This window comes from Wolbachia endosymbiont of Tuta absoluta (assembly GCF_059414725.1).
In genome coordinates this window covers 1-720 of record NZ_JBNRJY010000215.1, presented here as the reverse complement: position 1 = coordinate 720, position 720 = coordinate 1, and the positions used below count along the sequence as shown (strand labels likewise).

The window sequence follows — 720 nt, the reverse complement described above, 5'->3', positions numbered from 1 at the left end:
CCAGGTAAAATTGGTGATAGGGCTCCACACATCAACTTTTTGGTCCAACATCCAGATTTTCCAGAATTCACAACACAAAAGAAAATAAATTTCGAAATGAATCCTTCTAAGTATCCTTATCAAAGAAACCAATTCAGGCGTAGAACGTTTTAAAATATAAGATTTACTATCAGCAGCACCTCGAGTTACCCTCTTGTTAAGGGATCGATCAAGTGCGGGCTATAAGTGCTCTATATACCTTTAAAAGCTCTGATTTTTATCCATAATTACTTTACCGATTCTTTTTTGTTTCTTAATTAAATAACACTTATAAAATAGGAACTTTTGACAAAACATGCTCTTGGTTGTTCATTGAATTAAGCTATCAAATTACTGTTTAAAAAATTGGCGCCGCTTATGTTACTAAAAAAATAGAAACATAATACTTGATTACGCTCGCGTACACCTGAGACATACAAATCCATGGTTCGTATAGCGTTATATGAAATTTGATACTATGATCTATAGACAAGATTACTACAAACAAAAAAATATATATTTACTACTCAAAAATACATATTTTAGGTATAAAATATTCATACGTTGAACACAGGTAGGTAGGTAATTTATTTTTATTATAATCTTCTTCCGTATACCTACACATCAAATGAGATGATAAGATTAAATTATCAATACAGATAAGGAAAACATAGAGGCTGTTTTATCGAATCCTTAATGAGG

At 30.8% G+C, this 720-nt stretch carries 1 pseudogene; it reads left to right on the top strand.

Annotated elements, in window-relative coordinates:
• Positions 1-78, top strand: a pseudogene (locus ACJ5GX_RS02360) (protocatechuate 3,4-dioxygenase); the annotation flags it as partial.
• Positions 79-720: the final 642 nt, after the last annotated feature.